The 17927-nt window shown below is 71.2% G+C and carries 16 protein-coding genes and 3 tRNA genes; 10 read left to right on the top strand and 9 right to left on the bottom strand.

What is annotated here, in order from left to right; genetic code table 11:
- Positions 1–525 precede the first annotated feature (525 nt).
- Positions 526–1368 (bottom strand): hypothetical protein, encoded by an 843-nt coding sequence (locus tag ACIHAR_RS37040; RefSeq protein ID WP_365469479.1) that lies wholly within the window; start codon positions 1366–1368, stop codon positions 526–528.
- A gap of 220 nt (positions 1369–1588) precedes the next feature.
- Here ACIHAR_RS37040 and ACIHAR_RS37035 point away from each other — a divergent pair, with 220 nt between their 5' ends.
- Entirely contained in the window at positions 1589–2692 is a 1104-nt protein-coding gene (locus ACIHAR_RS37035; RefSeq protein WP_365469476.1) for a Glu/Leu/Phe/Val dehydrogenase dimerization domain-containing protein, read from the top strand.
- Between the two features lie 338 nt (positions 2693–3030).
- A complete protein-coding gene (locus ACIHAR_RS37030) occupies positions 3031–3282 on the top strand; it encodes a DUF3073 domain-containing protein (RefSeq protein WP_365469473.1) in 252 nt (83 codons plus the stop codon).
- Between the two features lie 87 nt (positions 3283–3369).
- Here the strand turns inward: ACIHAR_RS37030 and purM are convergent, their stop codons facing one another.
- From purM to purS, 7 genes are all read right to left on the bottom strand, one after another.
- Positions 3370–4467, bottom strand: coding sequence for a phosphoribosylformylglycinamidine cyclo-ligase (gene purM / locus ACIHAR_RS37025; protein WP_365469470.1), 1098 nt, complete (start codon positions 4465–4467; stop codon positions 3370–3372).
- Between the two features lie 36 nt (positions 4468–4503).
- Positions 4504–6030 (bottom strand): amidophosphoribosyltransferase, encoded by a 1527-nt coding sequence (purF, locus tag ACIHAR_RS37020; RefSeq protein WP_365469467.1) that lies wholly within the window; start codon positions 6028–6030, stop codon positions 4504–4506.
- Positions 6031–6253: 223 nt separating this feature from the next.
- Positions 6254–7051, bottom strand: coding sequence for a sterol carrier family protein (locus ACIHAR_RS37015; protein ID WP_400023618.1), 798 nt, complete (start codon positions 7049–7051; stop codon positions 6254–6256).
- Between the two features lie 505 nt (positions 7052–7556).
- The gene (locus ACIHAR_RS37010; protein ID WP_400023616.1) at positions 7557–8024 is read right to left on the bottom strand and encodes a hypothetical protein; all 468 of its coding nucleotides are present in this window, start codon (positions 8022–8024) and stop codon (positions 7557–7559) included.
- Positions 8025–8153: 129 nt separating this feature from the next.
- Entirely contained in the window at positions 8154–10412 is a 2259-nt protein-coding gene (gene purL / locus ACIHAR_RS37005) for a phosphoribosylformylglycinamidine synthase subunit PurL (protein ID WP_400023614.1), read from the bottom strand.
- Positions 10409–11089, bottom strand: a complete 681-nt coding sequence (purQ, locus tag ACIHAR_RS37000) for a phosphoribosylformylglycinamidine synthase subunit PurQ (RefSeq protein WP_365473226.1) — start codon at positions 11087–11089, stop codon at positions 10409–10411. Before purQ ends, purL begins: the two co-directional genes overlap by 4 nt.
- The gene (gene purS, locus ACIHAR_RS36995) at positions 11086–11349 is read right to left on the bottom strand and encodes a phosphoribosylformylglycinamidine synthase subunit PurS (protein ID WP_010045045.1); all 264 of its coding nucleotides are present in this window, start codon (positions 11347–11349) and stop codon (positions 11086–11088) included. Before purS ends, purQ begins: the two co-directional genes overlap by 4 nt.
- Before the next feature lie 430 nt (positions 11350–11779).
- Here purS and ACIHAR_RS36990 point away from each other — a divergent pair, with 430 nt between their 5' ends.
- From ACIHAR_RS36990 to ACIHAR_RS36955, 8 genes are all read left to right on the top strand, one after another.
- The gene (locus ACIHAR_RS36990; protein WP_365473223.1) at positions 11780–12097 is read left to right on the top strand and encodes an Lsr2 family protein; all 318 of its coding nucleotides are present in this window, start codon (positions 11780–11782) and stop codon (positions 12095–12097) included.
- A gap of 136 nt (positions 12098–12233) precedes the next feature.
- Positions 12234–12305, top strand: a tRNA-Gly gene (locus tag ACIHAR_RS36985).
- 80 nt (positions 12306–12385) lie between these two features.
- A tRNA-Gly gene (locus tag ACIHAR_RS36980) sits at positions 12386–12458 on the top strand.
- A 148-nt stretch (positions 12459–12606) separates the two neighbouring features.
- Entirely contained in the window at positions 12607–13572 is a 966-nt protein-coding gene (locus ACIHAR_RS36975; protein WP_400023611.1) for an ABC transporter ATP-binding protein, read from the top strand.
- Positions 13573–13757: 185 nt separating this feature from the next.
- Complete coding sequence (locus ACIHAR_RS36970; RefSeq protein ID WP_400023653.1) at positions 13758–14501, top strand: ABC transporter permease; 744 nt, start codon at positions 13758–13760, stop codon at positions 14499–14501.
- Positions 14502–14530: 29 nt separating this feature from the next.
- Positions 14531–16057: a sensor histidine kinase gene (locus ACIHAR_RS36965; RefSeq protein WP_400023609.1), complete on the top strand. Its 1527-nt coding sequence runs from the start codon at positions 14531–14533 to the stop codon at positions 16055–16057.
- Positions 16054–16662: a response regulator gene (locus ACIHAR_RS36960; protein ID WP_400023607.1), complete on the top strand. Its 609-nt coding sequence runs from the start codon at positions 16054–16056 to the stop codon at positions 16660–16662. The genes ACIHAR_RS36965 and ACIHAR_RS36960 overlap by 4 nt, the downstream gene beginning before the upstream one ends.
- Positions 16663–16685: 23 nt before the next feature.
- Positions 16686–16758 (top strand) — tRNA-Gly (locus ACIHAR_RS36955).
- A 53-nt stretch (positions 16759–16811) separates the two neighbouring features.
- Here ACIHAR_RS36955 and ACIHAR_RS36950 read toward each other — a convergent pair.
- Positions 16812–17711, bottom strand: a complete 900-nt coding sequence (locus ACIHAR_RS36950) for a phosphoribosylaminoimidazolesuccinocarboxamide synthase (RefSeq protein ID WP_400023605.1) — start codon at positions 17709–17711, stop codon at positions 16812–16814.
- Between the last annotated feature and the right edge of the window lie 216 nt (positions 17712–17927).

Raw genomic sequence — 17927 nt, 5'->3', positions numbered from 1 at the left:
GTTCTTTCCTCTAAATTCTGCACCTTGACCCGCGTTGCCCGAAATGGCGGACGCGAGTCGAGTCGGTTATAGGACGAACGGCTTGTCCTCGGCACTACAACTACACCATCTGTCCAGCCGCGTCGGCCAAACCGATGGAATTGCCCCCCAGGTGTTCATCGGCGACGGAAGCCGATGGACCATGCCATAGCGGACAGTCACGCCACTGTGACGATCAGTCACACGGCGATCAGGAGTCACCAGACCCCCCAAAGCGTGCAATGCTGAGATTCCCCCCACGATGGAGCACAAGTGGACGGAGGAGCCCTCCCCGGGCTCCTTGTCCTATTTTGGCACGAGGGGGGGCAAGCGACGCAAGGGCCGCGTACGTGCGGTCCATCACCCTTGGCGGCTCTTGCGCCATACGCCCGGAACGGGTCCAACGTCCCGTCAGTTCCGTGAAGTGCGGTGAACCGTACGCTGTTCGAAGCCTCTGCGGCCGTGACCTACGTCACTAAGCGAACAAATGTCGCATCTGTCACACCGTCAGTTCGCCGAGCGCCGGTCCCGCACCGACCGCCAGCGCTCCACGAGCCGGGCGTAGGCCTCGCCCGCCGCGCTGCCGTCGCCGCGCCGCAGGGCGTCGATGCCCGCGGCGACGTCCGCCGCCGAGTGATCGCTCTCCAGGTCCCCGGCCGGCAGGGCGTGGACGAGGCCGCCGTAGTCCAGCTCGACCAGCGAGCGCGGGTGGAACTCCTCCAGCCAGCGCCCCACGTCCACCAGGCCGTCGATGAGCGGCCCCTCCTCCATGGCGTCCCTGAGGGCGCGCAGACCCCGGGCCACCCGGCGCCGGGCCTGCACCATCGGCGTGCGGTAGCGCAGCACGGGGGGCAGCTCCGCGGTGCCCTTGTCCCACTGGCGCTCCTCGTCGGAGACGAGCACGAACCAGTGCAGCGGGATCTGCCAGGTCGCCGTGCGGATCCAGGGGCGGGCGTCGGGGTTGCCGGCCAGCCAGCGCTCGTAGTCCTGGGCGGCCTGGAGGCGGACCACCGGGGGCAGGACGGCGTCCAGGACCGGGCCGGGCAGCTCGTCGCCCAGCTCGCCCAGGGCCTGCCAGCCGCGCAGCCGGGTGCGCCACGGGCACACGCACACCACGCCGTCCACGTCGAGCACGAACGCGTCCCCGCTCTCGTGCACCGGCACCGCGACCGGCGGGGTGGGCAGCAGGTCGGCCAGCGAGCGGCGCAGCTCGTCCTGGTAGGAGGGGCGGTCGGAGCGGCGGGCGTAGCGCGCCCAGTGGCTGCGCTCCGGCTCCGGGAAGGCGGCCAGCGGCTCGTACACGCGCAGATAGGCAGCGTACGGAACGATCACCGAGGACACCTGGGGCACGCCTGCTCCCTCCCCCTTCGGCCGCGTGGGAAACCTGTCGGCCGGTCCCCCGACCGGGCCGTAAAACATGCAAATCGTCCCACGTCCGTACTCCGCTAGAAGGTGATCCGCGGCACCACGCGTTCAGCGGCCCGCGCAGGCTCTACGCTCATCCCACAGGCCCCGCCACCCGTACGGGAGCCTGGTCCCGACCGCCGCTAGTTACCCAGGAGTCACCACCGTGACCGACGTATCCGGCGCCCCTGTCGACGTACTGCACTCCCTGTTCCACTCGGATCAGGCGGGTCATGAGCAGGTCGTGCTCTGTCAGGACCGCGCCAGCGGCCTCAAGGCCGTCATCGCCATCCACTCCACCGCCCTGGGCCCCGCGCTCGGTGGCACCCGTTTCTACCCGTACGCGACCGAGGCGGAGGCCGTCGCCGACGCCCTGAACCTCGCGCGCGGGATGTCGTACAAGAACGCCATGGCCGGTCTGGACCACGGCGGCGGCAAGGCCGTGATCATCGGTGACCCCGAAGTGATCAAGACCGAGGAGCTGCTGCTCGCGTACGGCCGTTTCGTGGCCTCGCTCGGCGGGCGGTACGTGACCGCCTGTGACGTCGGCACCTACGTGGCCGACATGGACGTCGTGGCGCGCGAGTGCCGCTGGACGACCGGGCGCTCGCCCGAGAACGGCGGCGCCGGGGACTCGTCCGTCCTGACCGCCTTCGGGGTCTACCAGGGCATGCGGGCCTCCGCCCAGCACCTGTGGGGCGACCCCTCGCTGCGCGGCCGCAGGGTCGGCGTGGCGGGCGTCGGCAAGGTCGGCCACCACCTGGTGGACCACCTGCGCGACGAGGGCGCGGAGGTCGTGATCACGGACGTGCGCGAGGACGCCGTGCGCCGGATCCTCGACCGGCACCCCGAGGGGGTCACGGCCGTCGCCGACACCGAGGCGCTGATCCGCGTCGACGGGCTGGACGTCTACGCCCCGTGCGCACTGGGCGGAGCGCTGAACGACGACTCCGTGCCGGTGCTGACCGCCAAGGTCGTCTGCGGCGCGGCCAACAACCAGCTCGCCCACCCGGGCGTGGAGAAGGACCTCGCCGACCGCGGGATCCTCTACGCGCCGGACTACGTGGTGAACGCCGGCGGCGTCATCCAGGTCGCCGACGAACTGCACGGCTTCGATTTCGAGCGGTGCAGGGCGACGGCGGCGAAGATCTTCGACACCACGCTGGCCATCTTCGCACGTGCGAAGGCGGACGGGATCCCGCCCGCCGCGGCGGCCGACCGGATCGCCGAGCAGCGGATGCACGAGGCGGCCCGGGCGCGCGGGTGGTGAGGCGGAGGCCAGGGTTCCGCTGAGCCCCGGGAAAGCCCCGTCCCCGCACCGATCGCCGGTTTGTTCGGTACCTGCCGGAGGAAAGTTGGAGAGAACTCTCACTCTTACCGGCGGGTCGTCGGCCAATAAGTGGTTAAAATCGCCACTGACCAGCGAGGACGGGGCACCTCGAGGGTTCTGTGCACACGCGCGTGCTACGGGCGACGTACCGTATGGGTGCGGGCTCAGGTACCGTGGAAGCCCTACGGACCGGCCTCTCCGCGGAGAGTCCGTTCCGGATCATGAACGCGTGTCAAGACTCTGGGGCCGTCGAGCCCCGTCGTTGAGGGGGTCGAGCCATGGGGCGCGGCCGGGCCAAGGCCAAGCAAGCGAAGGTCGCCCGCCAGCTGAAGTACAACAGCGGCGGGACGGACCTCTCACGCCTGGCCGAAGAGCTGGGCGCATCGACGTCGAACATGCCGCCGAATGGCGAGCCGTTCGAGGACGATGAGCAAGACGACGACCCGTACGCCCGGTACGCCGAGCTGTACGCGGACGACGACGAGGACGAGGACGAGGACTCCTCGCACCAACACCGTCGCGGCGCTTGACCTTGCACTGAGCACTCACCCGGTCGGTGACTTCGGTCACCGACCGGGTCTTGTGCTGTCCACAGGATTCCGAGGGTTCCGCAGACCTCAGCCGGCGTAGTCCCCGACCAGAGCGGCACCGCTGGTGTGCTCGCCGCGCTCGGTGATCTCGCCGGCGACCCATGCCTCGACCCCGCGGTCGGCCAGCGTCGCCAGGGCCACGTCGGTCGACTGCTCGGGCACGATCGCGATCATGCCGACGCCCATGTTGAGGGTCTTCTCCAGCTCCAGCCGCTCGACGTTCCCGGTCCGGCCGACGAGGTCGAAGATCGGGGCGGGCGTCCAGGTGGAGCGGTCGACGGTCGCGTGCAGTCCGTCGGGGATGACACGGGCGAGGTTGGCGGCGAGTCCGCCACCGGTGACGTGGCTGAAGGCGTGGACCTCGGTGGTGCGGGTGAGGGCCAGGCAGTCCAGCGAGTAGATCTTCGTCGGCTCCAGGAGTTCCTCGCCGAGGGTGCGGCCCAGTTCCTCGACGCGCGCCTCGAGGGAGAGGCCGGCCTGGTTCAGCAGGACGTGGCGGACGAGGGAGTACCCGTTCGAGTGAAGGCCGGAGGAGCCCATGGCGATCACCGTGTCACCCGTACGGATGCGATCGGCGCCCAGCAGGCGGTCGGCCTCCACGACGCCCGTACCGGCGCCGGCGACGTCGAAGTCGTCCGCGCCCAGCAGGCCCGGGTGCTCGGCCGTCTCGCCGCCCACCAGGGCGCAGCCGGCCAGCACACAGCCCTCGGCGATGCCCTTGACGATGGCGGCGACCCGCTCGGGGTGGACCTTGCCGACGCAGATGTAGTCGGTCATGAACAGCGGCTCGGCGCCGCACACCACGATGTCGTCCATGACCATGGCGACCAGGTCGTGGCCGATGGTGTCGTACACGCCCATCTGGCGGGCCACGTCGACCTTGGTGCCGACGCCGTCCGTGGCGGAGGCGAGCAGCGGGCGCTCGTAGTGCTTCAGGGCGGAGGCGTCGAAGAGGCCGGCGAAGCCGCCGAGGCCGCCGAGGACCTCGGGACGCTGCGCCTTCTTCACCCACTCCTTCATCAGCTCGACCGCGCGGTCGCCCGCTTCGATGTCGACGCCGGCAGCCGCGTAGGAAGCACCGGTTGTGCCCGTCGCCGGAGGCGACTGATCAGAGACAGCAGACATTGCCTGGGATCTTTCGGGTTGGTGATACGTACGGGCTTACGGGCGGCGGATCGCGTCGGCCGCGGCCGTGGCGGCCGGGCCCGCGGCCAGCTCCGTCTCCAGCAGCTGCTTGCCGAGCAGCTCCGGGTCGGGCAGCTCCATCGGGTACTCGCCGTCGAAGCAGGCACGGCAGAGGTTCGGCTTGGCGATGGTGGTCGCCTCGATCATGCCGTCGATGGAGATGTACGCCAGGGAGTCGGCGCCGAGCGAGGTGCCAATCTCGTCGATCGTCATGCCGTTGGCGATGAGCTCGGCGCGGGTGGCGAAGTCGATGCCGAAGAAGCAGGGCCACTTCACGGGCGGCGAGGAGATCCGGATGTGGACCTCGGCGGCGCCCGCCTCGCGGAGCATGCGGACCAGGGCGCGCTGGGTGTTGCCGCGCACGATGGAGTCGTCGACGACGACCAGGCGCTTGCCCTTGATGACTTCCTTGAGCGGGTTCAGCTTCAGGCGGATGCCAAGCTGCCGGATCGTCTGTGAGGGCTGGATGAAGGTCCGGCCGACGTAGGCGTTCTTGACCAGGCCGGCGCCGAACGGGATGCCGGAGGCCTCCGCGTAGCCGATGGCGGCCGGGGTGCCGGACTCCGGGGTCGCTATGACCAGGTCGGCCTCGACCGGGGCTTCCTTGGCGAGCTTGCGGCCCATCTCCACGCGGGAGAGGTACACGTTCCGGCCGGCGATGTCGGTGTCGGGGCGGGCCAGGTAGACGTACTCGAAGACACAGCCCTTGGGCTTCGCTTCCGCGAAGCGGGAGGTGCGCAGACCGTTCTCGTCAATGGCGACGAACTCGCCCGGCTCGATCTCCCGGACGAAGCTGGCGCCGGTGATGTCGAGGGCGGCGGTCTCGGAGGCGACGACCCAGCCGCGCTCCAGACGGCCGAGGACCAGCGGGCGGATGCCCTGCGGGTCGCGGGCCGCGTAGAGGGTGTGCTCGTCCATGAAGACGAGCGAGAAGGCGCCCCTGACCTGCGGGAGGATCTGGTGGGCCGCCTCTTCGATGGTCAGCGGCTTGCCGTCCTCGTCGACCTGGGCCGCCAGGAGCGCGGTGAGCAGGTCGGTGTCGTTGGTGGCCGCCACGCGCGGGGTGCGGCCTTCCTGCTTGGGCAGGTCGGCGACCATCTCGGCGAGCTGGGCGGTGTTGACGAGGTTGCCGTTGTGACCGAGCGCGATCGAGCCGTGCGCGGTGGCACGGAACGTCGGCTGGGCGTTCTCCCACACGGAGGCGCCGGTGGTCGAGTAGCGGGCGTGTCCGACCGCGATGTGACCCTGGAGCGAACCGAGCGAGGTCTCGTCGAAGACCTGGGAGACCAGGCCCATGTCCTTGAAGACGAGGATCTGGGAGCCGTTGCTGACCGCGATTCCCGCGGATTCCTGGCCCCGATGCTGGAGGGCGTAGAGCCCGAAGTACGTGAGCTTTGCGACCTCTTCACCCGGAGCCCAGACACCGAAGACGCCACATGCGTCCTGGGGGCCCTTCTCGCCGGGAAGCAGATCGTGATTGAGTCGACCGTCACCACGTGGCACGTCATCGAGTGTAGGCGAGGTCGACCACTGGTCCGAATTGGGGATACTTGCCGGTAACTCGGCAACCGCCGGGCCAACCCCTTGGTGATCGACTCATTCGCGCAGGTCAGAGCGCGATTCGCGTGATCGGATCGTGGGACGCGAGCGCTCCCGGGGCGGGCGGGCGGCCGCCCGTTCCGGCGGTGCGAGTGAGGTGTCGCACACCAATCGGCCCGGCCGCGCGTCAGGACATCAGCGGCAGCAGCGCCGAGAGGTCCGCCCGCTCCCCGCTCGCGCTCACCTTCGCCTCCTCGACGGCGTCCTTCCAGACCAGCCGCCCGGTCGCCAGCCGGACCCAGGTCAGCGGGTCGGTCTCGACGACGTTGGGCGGGGTGCCACGGGTGTGCCGGGGACCCTCGACGCACTGCACGACGGCGTACGGCGGCACGCGCACCTCCGTGGCGCCGCCGGGCGCCCGTACGGCGAGGACGTCGGCGAGGAGACGGGTGGCGGCGGCGAGCGCCTGACGCTCGAACGGGACGTCCAGGCCGGGCACGGCGGCGTTGAGGTCGTCGGTGTGGACGACGAGTTCGACGGTCCGGGTGACCAGGTACTCGTCGAGGGACATCGCGCCGGCGTTGGTCGCCAGCAGCCTGGTCCCGGGATGGGCGTCGAGCCGTTCGACCAGGTCCCGCGCCACGCCCGAGAGATAGGCGTCGAGGTCGGGGTGGCGCTCGGCGATCCCCCGGGTGAACTCGTCGATGGCCGAGGAGTGGGCGCCGGTCGCGAACGGCCAGTCGAGGATCGTGGCGTCCTGCCTCACCGGCTCGGGCAGGTCGAGGGACCGGCCGACGGCCGTGACGGCCATCCCGATGTGCGCGACCAGGTCCCGCACGCTCCACTCGCCCAGTCGCGTGGGCAGCGCCAGTCGCTCGGGCGTGAGGCCCCGGACGGCTTCCCCCACATGGCCGAGCTGGGCGAGAACCGCCGCACGGATCCTGGCGGAGTCGTACGTCCTGGTGCGCTTCTTCGTCGGGGACATGACGGTGAGCCTATTCCGCGCGGAAGGCCGACCGCCGCGGAAAGCGCCCGTCGGTGCAGTGGCGGCGGGTGGCGACGTCGTCGACGTAGGCGCGGAGGGTGTTCCAGGTGGGGGGCGGCCGTGCGGGCGTAGACGTACTGCGCGCGCAGGACGTGCACGGCCGGCTCGCCGTCGCAGGTGGAGGTCGCCCACCACGTGGTGCCGTCCTTGGCGCCGCGGCCCGCGGTGCCCGGGGCGACGGGCCGGTCGTCGGGTCCGCGCAGTGCCAGCCGGTGAGGTACACGTCGGGGGTGTCCTGTCCGTAGAAGGTCTGGACGTCGGCCCACCCGTCGTACCGCGGTACCGGGCCGGAGGCTCGCGCGGCTGCTGTCGCTGTCGTGGGAGCGGTCGAAGAGGGCGCGGCCGGTCGTCATGGCCAGGACGCACCGCTCGCGCCACACGTCGTCGTCGGCCGCCGTCGCCGTCGCCCGCTCGGGAAGCCAGGGCCGGTCGGCGGCCGGGGCGTTCAGGTGGGCGTACCAGGCGCAGGTGCCCGTCGCCCGCGCTGCCGGGCCGAGCGCCGGGACGGCCGGGAGCCGGCCCGGGAGGGCCGCGGAGCGGGTGGAACAGCCCAGCTTCCGTGCCGCCGCCTCGTCGGCGGCGCGGACCGCGATGGACGCCATCCGGCGGCGCTCGTCCTCGCTCGGAGTGCGGCCGCGTACGACCACAGCCCGGTGTACGCGGCCGTGGCGGTGACCTCGAGGCTCCCCACCGGGTCACCCCGGTACGTCCCGTCGGGGCAGGCGAGCCGGACGGTCGTGGCGCCCGCGCTCACCATGGTCGGCACCACGCCGCCGGCCGGGACCTCCATGCGCTGCCAGCGCTCGGGGACCTCGAGCCCGGACCGGGGGACGAGGTTGCCCGGCCCGCTGTCCGGACCGGCGTCGACGCGCAGGGTCAGCAGCGGCTTCCCGCTGCCGTCGCCCGTCGGCATTGATCGTTCGCCGAAGCTACCAGCGGGGTCCGGCAGACGGTGGGGGCCTCCACACGACCCGACCCCGTGCGAAGGCCCCGCCCGGACTCCGAACCACGGAGCCGGGCGGGGCCTCGACCGTCGTGCCGCCTACGCGAGCAGCGCCGGGATCGTCGCCTCGTGCGCCTCGCGCAGCTCGGCCAGGGTGAGGGCGAACTCTCCCTGGACGTCCACCGTGTCGCCGTCGACGACACCGATGCGGGTGGCCGGGAGGCCCCGGGCGCCGCACATGTCGTTGAAGCGGACCTCTTCCGAGCGCGGGACGGCGACGACCGCGCGGCCGGCCGACTCCGAGAAGAGGAAGGTGAAGGCGTCCAGACCGTCCGGGACGATCAGGCGGGCGCCCTTGCCGCCGAGCAGCGCCGACTCGACGACCGCCTGGATCAGACCGCCGTCGGACAGGTCGTGCGCGGAGTCGATCATGCCGTCGCGGGAGGCGGAGATGAGGATCTCGGCCAGCAGGCGCTCGCGCTCCAGGTCGACCGTCGGGGGCAGGCCGCCGAGGTGGTCGTGGACCACCTGGGACCAGGCCGAGCCGCCGAACTCCTCACGCGTGTCGCCGAGGAGGTAGAGGAGCTGGCCCTCTTCCTGGAAGGCGACCGGCGTGCGGCGGGCGACGTCGTCGATGACGCCCAGCACCGCGACCACCGGGGTCGGGTGGATGGCGGCCTCGCCCGTCTGGTTGTAGAGCGAGACGTTGCCGCCGGTCACCGGGGTGCCGAGCTGCTGGCAGGCGTCGGCCAGACCGCGGACGGCCTCCGCGAACTGCCACATCACCGCCGGGTCCTCGGGCGAGCCGAAGTTCAGGCAGTCGGAGACGGCGAGCGGCTTGGCGCCGGTGGTGGCGACGTTGCGGTACGCCTCGGCGAGGGCCAGCTGGGCGCCGTGGTAGGGGTCCAGCTTGGCGTACCGGCCGTTGCCGTCGGTGGCGATGGCCACGCCGAGGCCGGTCTGCTCGTCGATGCGGATCATGCCGGAGTCCTCGGGCTGGGCGAGGACGGTGTTGCCCTGCACGAAGTGGTCGTACTGGGACGTGATCCACTTCTTCGAGGCCTGGTTCGGGGAGCCGACCAGCTTCAGGACCTGGTCCTTCAGCTCCTCGGCGGTCTGCGGGCGGGGCAGCTTGTTCGCGTCGTCCGCCTGGAGGGCGTCCTGCCAGTCGGGACGGGCGTACGGGCGCTCGTAGACCGGACCCTCGTGCGCGACCGTGCGCGGGTCGACATCGACGATCTTGCCGCCGTGCCAGTAGATCTCGAGGCGGTCGCCGTCGGTCACCTCGCCGATGACGGTGGCGATGACGTCCCACTTCTCGCAGATCTCGAGGAAGCGGTCGACCTTCTCCGGCTCGACGACGGCGCACATGCGCTCCTGCGACTCGCTCATGAGGATCTCCTCAGGCGAGAGGGTCGAGTCGCGCAGGGGGACGTCGTCCAGCGTCACGCGCATGCCGCCGGAGCCGTTGGAGGCCAGCTCGGAGGTGGCGCAGGACAGACCGGCCGCGCCGAGGTCCTGGATGCCGACGACCAGCTTCTCCGCGAACGCCTCCAGGGTGCACTCGATGAGGAGCTTCTCCTGGAAGGGGTCGCCGACCTGGACGGCGGGGCGCTTCGACGGCTTGGCGTCGTCGAAGGTCTCCGAGGCGAGGATCGAGGCGCCGCCGATGCCGTCGCCGCCGGTCCGGGCCCCGTACACGATGACCTTGTTGCCCGCGCCGGAGGCCTTCGCGAGGTGGATGTCCTCGTGCCGCATGACGCCGATGGCGCCGGCGTTGACCAGTGGGTTGCCCTGGTAGCAGGCGTCGAAGACGACCTCGCCGCCGATGTTGGGCAGGCCCAGGCAGTTGCCGTAGCCGCCGATGCCGGCGACGACGCCCGGCAGGACGCGCTTGGTGTCCGGGTGGTCGGCCGCGCCGAAGCGCAGCGGGTCGACGACCGCGACCGGGCGGGCGCCCATCGCGATGATGTCGCGCACGATGCCGCCGACGCCCGTGGCCGCGCCCTGGTAGGGCTCCACGTACGACGGGTGGTTGTGCGACTCGACCTTGAAGGTGACCGCGTAGCCCTGGCCGACGTCGACGACACCGGCGTTCTCGCCGATGCCGACGAGGAGGGCGTCGGACCGGGGGGCCTTCTCGCCGAACTGGCGGAGGTGGACCTTGGAGGACTTGTAGGAGCAGTGCTCGGACCACATGACCGAGTACATGGCGAGCTCGGCGCCGGTGGGCCGGCGGCCGAGGATCTCCACGATGCGCTCGAACTCGTCCTTCTTCAGGCCGAGTTCGGCCCAGGGCAGCTCGACGTCGGGGGTCGCGGCCGCGTGCTCGACCGTGTCCAGAGGCGTCCGGCTCATGCGTTGACCAGCTTCTTGAGGATCGAGGTGAAGAAGGGGAGGCCGTCGGTGCGGCCGGTGCCGATGAGCGGCTCCACGGCGTGCTCCGGGTGCGGCATCAGGCCCACGACGTTCCCGGCCTCGTTGGTGATGCCGGCGATGTCGTTGAGCGAGCCGTTCGGGTTGAAGTCCAGGTACCGGAAGGCGACACGGCCCTCGGCCTCCAGCTTGTCCAGCGTGTACTGGTCGGCCACGTAGCGGCCGTCCATGTTCTTCAGCGGGATGTGGATCTCCTGGCCGGCCGTGTAGTCGGTGGTCCAGGCGGTGTCCGCGTTCTCCACCCGCAGCTTCTGGTCGCGGCAGATGAAGTGCAGGTGGTCGTTGCCGAGCATCCCGCCCGGGAGGAGGTGGGCCTCGGTGAGGATCTGGAAGCCGTTGCAGATGCCGAGGACCGGCAGACCGGCCTTCGCCTGCTCGATGACCGTGTCCATCACCGGCGAGAAGCGGGCGATGGCCCCGGCGCGCAGATAGTCGCCGTAGGAGAAGCCACCGCAGAGCACCACCGCGTCGACCTGCTTGAGGTCCTTGTCCTTGTGCCACAGGGCCACGGGTTCGGCGCCCGCCAGCCGGATCGCACGCTGCGAGTCCCGGTCGTCGAGAGAGCCCGGGAAAGTGACGACGCCAATACGAGCGGTCACTTCACGGCCTCCGCGACTTCCTCGACCCGGACGGTGAAGTCCTCGATCACGGTGTTCGCGAGGAAGGATTCCGCAAGATCGTGGATGCGGGCGAGCGCCGCCTCGTCGACCGGTCCGTCAACTTCCAGTTCGAATCGCTTTCCCTGACGTACGTCCGAGATGCCTTCGAAACCCAGCCGCGGCAGTGCGCGCTGCACCGCCTGGCCCTGGGGGTCGAGGATCTCCGGCTTGAGCATGACGTCGACTACGACGCGTGCCACTGGCACTCCCGGTGTTGTGGTGCTGAGCAGGTTCCTGCAGGTGTCTTCAGACTACCCGCACAAAATTTCTACGCGAGTAGAGTTGTAGGAAACCACGTGAGCGCCATCACGGCCGACATCACGATCTGGTGGCGGAGCAGCCCTTCACCAAAAGTTCAGGGAAAGATCCCGGATGACTACGCATGACCTATTGCGCCGACCCGTCCACCACCAGCACCCTCAATCGAAGTCGCTCCGCCCCCACTGAATCTTTGGGACACGCGGGGAGATTTAGTCGAGCTTCACATTCGATTGCCGGGCACTGTACAAATGAAATGGCAATAGCCGATACTTTGCCCCGTAACAGGCGGACAGTCGACAACTCCGCGACGTCCGGGCACGTCATCCCGGGGTGTCATCGCGGAGCTGTCGCACGAAGGGACCGATATTCGTGGCGCAGAAGGTCGTGGTCACTCTCTTTGACGACATCGACGGCTCGGAAGCGGCGGAAACGATCGCCTTCGGACTCGACGGCAAGTCGTACGAGATCGACCTGAATGAAGCCAATGCCAAGAAACTGCGTAAGGCGCTCGCGCCGTACGTGGAGGCCGGCCGCAAGCGGTCGAGGTCCGGCAAGGCGTATCAGCAGACGGAGGTCGCCCCCGACCCGGCGGCCGTCCGCGCCTGGGCCCAGGCGAACAGGATGGACGTGCCCGCGCGCGGGCGGATCCCCAAGAAGGTCTACGAGGCCTTCGCCGAGGCCCAGTGAGCCGACGCGCCCGAGGTGTCCCGGGGCCCGCGGGCGGGCCCTGCGGACAACCGACTTGCGCTACCCCCCTCATGGTCGGCTAATGTCTGGAGCACGCCGCCGGGCGGGGCCGAAAAGCCCAGCTCACGGAGGCCGCGCGGGTGTAGTTCAGTAGCAGAACATCCCCCTTCCAGGGGGAAGGCGCAGTGTGCGATTCCTGTCACCCGCTCTGCATCACCTTCCCGACCACTCGTCTGGATCAGGTAGGCTGGTGCTCGCACCGATCGGTGAGAGCCGGTCGGAGGCAATGCGGACGTAGCTCAGTTGGTAGAGCGCAACCTTGCCAAGGTTGAGGTCGCGAGTTCGAGCCTCGTCGTCCGCTCGGGAATGAGACCCCGGTCCAATGGACCGGGGTCTTTTCGTGTGCGCCCGTTCCTTCGTCTCCGGCGGGCGGCCGTTCTGACATTTGTCATGGGGAGTGGTGACAGCGTGCACTGCCGCCCCCGTCCTTCCGCCGGGACGCTGACGTCATGGAAGCCAGGAAAGCCAGGGACACGGAAGAGCACGTGATCGAGGTCACCGACCTCCGGCGTGTGTACGGGGGCGGGTTCGAGGCGGTGCGCGGGGTCTCCTTCCACGTCGACCGGGGAGAGATCTTCGCGTTGCTGGGCACCAACGGGGCCGGCAAGACGTCGACCGTCGAACTGCTGGAGGGACTCCAGCGGCCCGACGGCGGGGAGGTCAAAGTCCTCGGCCACGACCCGTACGCCGACCGGGCCGCCGTACGGCCGCGCACCGGGGTGATGTTGCAGGAGGGCGGCTTTCCCTCCGAGCTCACCGTCAGGGAGACCACGCGCATGTGGGCCGGCTGTGTCAGCGGCGCCCGGCCGGCCGAGGAGGCGCTGGCGCTGGTCGGCCTCGACGGGAAGGCCGGGGTGCGGGTGAAGCAGCTGTCCGGGGGCGAGCGGCGCAGGCTCGACCTGGCGCTGGCGCTGCTCGGGGAGCCGGAGGTCCTGTTCCTCGACGAGCCGACGACCGGTCTGGACGCGGAGGGCCGCCGGGACACCTGGGACCTGGTGCGGGCACTGCGCGACGCCGGGACGACCGTGCTGCTGACCACGCACTACCTGGAAGAGGCGGAGGGTCTCGCCGACCGGCTCGCCATCCTCCACCAGGGGCGCATCGCGGCCGCCGGGACACCGGCGGAGGTGACCGCCGCGCAGCCCTCCCGGATCTCCTTCGAACTGCCCGAGGGCTACTTCGTCGGCGATCTGCCGCCGCTCGGCGAGCTGGGGGTGTGCGACCACGAGACCGAGGGGCGCCTCGTCCGGCTGCGGACGCGGGAGCTGCAGCGGGCGGCCACGGGGCTCCTGGTGTGGGCCGAGCGGGCCGGGGTGGAACTGCGCGGCCTCGACGTGCGGTCGGCCTCGCTGGAGGAGGCGTTCCTGGGGATCGCCCGGGACGCCGTGGAGAAGGACGAGGAGGTCGTGGCATGAACGGGGGGGCTATGAGGGGCTCGGAGGGCTCGACGAGGGGTTCGGTGGGCGCGGGGTCGGGTGCGGCCGGCCGGGGCGTGGGGGCTTCGGGCCCGGGGGCGGGGGCCGTGGGCTCGAGGTCGGGTGCCGCGGGCAGGGGTTCGGGGGCTGCGGGCAGGGGGGCGGTGACCACGCCGGTGAGCCGGATGGCCGCCCTCGCCCGGGCCGAGCTGACGCTGCTCCGGCGCAGCAAGGCGACGCTCGTCGCGGCCGTCCTGGTGCCGCTCGCGCTGCCGTTCAGCCTGCGGTCGGTGGTCGACGGGATGGACGTCGGCGAAGCGGGGCTCACCGTCGGGCTGGTGATGCTGCCCGCCGCGATCGGGTTCTCGCTGCTGTTCGGCGTGTACGGGGCGCTCGCCGGCATCTACACCGCCCGGCGCGAGGAACTCGTGCTCAAGCGGCTGCGCACCGGCGAACTGGGCGACGGCGAGGTCCTGACCGGTTCCGCGCTGCCGGTGCTCGCCACGGGGCTGGTGCAGTGCCTGGTGCTGGTGGCGGGCTGTACGGCCTTCCTCGACGTGCCGGCTCCCGAGGCGCCCCTTCTCGCCGTACTCGGGATCCTGACGGGGCTCGTGATGTGCGCGGCACTGGCGGCGGTCACGGCGAGTGTGACGCGGACCGTGGAGAGCGCGCAGGTCACGACCATGCCGTTCGTGATCGTCTCCATGGTCGGCTCCGGCGTGACCGTTCCGCTGGAGCTGATGCCCGACCGGGTCGCCTCCGTCCTGGAGCTGCTTCCGCTGAGCCCGGTCATCACGCTCGTCCGCGGCGGCTGGACCGGCGACCTCTCCGCCTACCAGGCCCTGGGCACCCTGGCCACCGCGCTGGCCTGGACGGTGCTGGCGGTGTTTGCTGTACGGCGGTGGTTCCGGTGGGAGCCGCGGCGCTGACGTACCGGGGGAACGGGGGAGACGCGAGGATGGGCAGGCCGGCGGGCTGGTGGCGACGGAAGAGCACACCGGCGAAGGTCGAGACGTACACACGGTGGTCGTTCCACTTCTTCGCCGTGGCCGAGTTCACGTCGGCGGGGGTGCCGTTCGGCTCGGGGGTATGGACGGGAGCCGGGCTGTGGCTGCCGGTGCTGGTGCTCGGGCACTCCGCGCTCTGCGCCGTGACGGCGTCGCGGGCGCTGGACTGGACGCGCGGGCGCCGTCCCCAGCCCGTCCGGCTGCTGTGGACGCTCGCCGCCGCCAGCGCGGCGGTCGGTGTGGTCGCGTTGTGGGTCGCCGAGCACGGGTCGGGCGGCCACGAGTCCGTCGAGACCGCCGCGGGCGGGGTCTTCGGGGTCACGACGATCTTCGCGGCGGGCAACACCACGCTCGGCGTCCGCGGAGGGCGGCGCGCGACCGCGGTCGTCGTCGGCTACACCCTCGGCACCGGAGCGGTGGCGCTCCCGCTCGGGCTGCCCGTCGCGGCCGTCCTGGTCTCGATGGTGGCGGTGCTGGTCGGCGGCGCCTTCATCAGCGGCACATCCGTCTTCTCCGTCTGGCTCCTCAACGCCGTCTACGAGCTCGACGAGGCCCGCGAGACCCGTGCCCGGCTCGCCGTCGCGGAGGAGCGGCTGCGGTTCGGGCGGGACCTGCACGACGTGATGGGGCGGAACCTCGCGGTGATCGCACTGAAGAGCGAGCTCGCCGTGCAGTTGGCCCGACGGGGCCGGCCGGAGGCCGTGGAGCAGATGATCGAGGTACAGCGGATCGCGCAGGAGTCGCAGCGCGAGGTGCGCGACGTGGTACGGGGGTACCGGGAGGCCGACCTCGGGGTCGAACTCTCCGGCGCTCAGGGGGTGTTGACGGCCGCCGGGATCGAGTGCGAGATACGGACCTCCCCCGGGGTGGCCGACGGGCTGCCGACGCAGGTGCAGTCGGCGCTCGGCTGGGTGGTGCGGGAGACGACGACCAATGTGCTGCGGCACGGGGACGCGGGGCGGTGCTCGGTGGGACTTCGGGTGACGGGGGGACGTGTGGTGCTGACGGTGGAGAACGACGGGGCAGGTGTCGGGATGGGGGCTGACGGATCCACCGGAGGAGCCGCCGGAGGAGCGGGCGCAGGCCCTCGCGGCGGATCGGGGCTCGCGGGGCTGCGGGAGCGGCTGGCGGAGGTGGACGGGACCCTGGAGGCGGGCTTCGCGGAGGGTGGGGTGTTCCGGGTGGTGGCGGAAGTGCCGCTGGCGCAGGCGGAGGAGAGGGCTTTGCGGGGGGTGGCCGGTGGGTCCCTGCCAGGGGCGGCGGACACGTCCCGGCGGGAGGCGGCGGACACGTCCCGGCGGGAGGCGGCGGACACGTCCCGGCGGGGGGTGGCGGACACGTCCCGGCGGGGGGTGGCGGACACGTCCCGGCGGGGGGTGGCTGGAGCGCCGCTGGCCGATACCGCTGGTGAGAGTGATGTGGTGGAGAAGGGTGCCGGGGGCAGTGGGACCGGTGTGGTGGGGGAGGTCAGCGCGTGAGCGTGCGGGTGCTGCTCGCCGACGACGAGCATCTCATTCGGGGCGCGCTGGCGGCTCTGCTCTCCCTGGAGGACGATCTGCTGATCGTCGCCGAGGCGGCCACCGGGCCGGAGGCGCTGGCCATGGCACGGGCGCACGCGCCGGACGTGGCCGTCCTCGATCTGCAGATGCCGGGCGCGGACGGTGTGAAGGTCGCCACGTCCCTCCGGACCGAACTGCCCGCCTGCCAGGTCCTGATCGTCACCAGTCACGGCCGGCCCGGGCACCTGAAGCGGGCGCTTGCGACCGGTGTGCGCGGGTTCGTCCCCAAGACGGTGAGTGCCCAGCGGCTCGCCGAGATCATCCGTACCGTGCACGCCGGGAACCGTTACGTCGACCCCGAGTTGGCCGCCGACGCGATCGCCGCCGGGGACTCGCCGCTGACCTCGCGCGAGGCCGAGGTGCTCGAACTCGCCGCCGACGGCGCGCCCGTCGCGGAGATCGCCGAGCGGGCCGCGTTGTCGCCCGGGACCGTGCGCAACTACCTCTCGTCGGCCGCCTCCAAGCTCGGTGCGGAGAACCGGCATACGGCGGTGCGGCTCGCGCGCGAGCGGGGTTGGGTATAGTTGCTCTCGCACCACGGTGCAAGGCGGACGTAGCTCAGTTGGTAGAGCGCAACCTTGCCAAGGTTGAGGTCGCGAGTTCGAGCCTCGTCGTCCGCTCGTCGAACAAGCCTCCCGGCTCCTGCCGGGGGGCTTGTTGCCGTCCTGCCGGCCTACGACCAGCTCATGCCCGTCAGGCGCTCGTACGCCTCCACGTACTTCGCGCGGGTCGCGTCCACGATCTCCTGGGGCAGCTCCGGCGGCGGCTGCTCGCTCGCGCGGTCCCAGCCGGACGCGTCCGAGGTCAGCCAGTCGCGCACGAACTGCTTGTCGTACGACTGCTGCGCGCGGCCCGGCTGCCACTGGTCGGCCGGCCAGAAGCGGGAGGAGTCGGGGGTGAGGACCTCGTCGGCGACGACCAGGGTGTCTCCCTCGTAGCCGAACTCGAACTTCGTGTCCGCGAGGATGATGCCGCGGTCGCGGGCGATGTCGCGGGCGCGGGAGTAGACGGCGAGGGTCGTCTGGCGCAGCTGTGCGGCGGTGTCGGCGCCGACCTGGCGGGCGACCTCCTCGTAGGAGACGTTCTCGTCGTGCTCGCCCACGGCGGCCTTGGTGGCCGGGGTGAAGATCGGGGCCGGGAGTTCGCTTCCGTCGACCAGGCCCTCGGGGAGGGCGAGGCCGCAGACCGTGCGGGACGCCTTGTACTCGGCGAGGCCCGAGCCGGTGAGGTAGCCGCGGGCCACGCACTCCACCGGGACCATCCGCAGGGACTTGCAGACCAGGGTGCGGCCGGCCCAGTCGGCGGGGGCGCCCGCGGGCAGCTCGGTGCTCAGGACGTGGTTGGGGACCAGGTCGGCGAGCTGGTCGAACCACCACAGGGAGAGCTGGGTGAGGATGCGGCCCTTGTCGGGGATCTCGGTCGGCAGCACCCAGTCGAAGGCGGACGTTCGGTCGCTGGCGACCATCACGAGGTCGCCCGCCTCGTTCCGGTACAGCTCGCGCACCTTGCCGGTGTGGAGGTGCACCAGGCCCGGGACCTCGAGGGGTTCGGGCTTTTCTACGAATCCGGACACGGTTCCTCCCCGTGGTTCTGTCCTATGGCTTGATTGTCCCGTACACCGGGATTGATCTCGGACAGAGGGTGGGGGGTTGTGCCTGCGGGGTGCCTGCGGCGGCTGGCGGGGGGCGCCTTCGGGGGGGTGGGTGGGTCGGGGGGGGGGGGGGGGGGGGGGGGGGGGGGGGGGGGGGGGGGGGGGGGGGGGGGGGGGGGGGGGGGGGGGGGGGGGGGG

The organism is Streptomyces sp. NPDC052016, from assembly GCF_044548445.1.
GTDB lineage: Bacteria > Actinomycetota > Actinomycetes > Streptomycetales > Streptomycetaceae > Streptomyces.
This window is presented reverse-complemented; position numbering and strand designations above follow the sequence as displayed.